Genomic DNA, 235 nt, shown 5'->3' with positions numbered 1-235 from the left:
TGCGATTAAACCCAGAACTTTACTTGCCTTGGAACTATAAATCACAACGCATAGACTAAATTCTGGACTCAAGCATATTTTTGATGGTGAGTTACGCTAACTTGCCGTAAGCTCACGTTAACGATGGAAAATGATTTTTTGGCGAAAGTGCTCGGTCGTTAGAGCGGGCACAGCGTAAGCATTCGCTGGATAAATCAACCCAACTATCAATAAAGCGTCAGTGTGAGCTACTCAA

At 42.1% G+C, this 235-nt stretch carries 1 pseudogene; it reads left to right on the top strand.

From position 1 onward, the window contains the following. Positions 1-117: 117 nt before the first annotated feature. Positions 118-235 (top strand): annotated as a pseudogene (locus HC733_RS23745) (IS3-like element ISVpa4 family transposase); the annotation flags it as partial.

This window comes from Pseudoalteromonas sp. S16_S37 (genome assembly GCF_014694405.1).
Classification (GTDB): Bacteria; Pseudomonadota; Gammaproteobacteria; order Enterobacterales; family Alteromonadaceae; genus Pseudoalteromonas.
The sequence above is the reverse complement of the archived record's forward strand: the minus strand, read 5'-3'. Positions and strand labels throughout refer to the sequence as shown.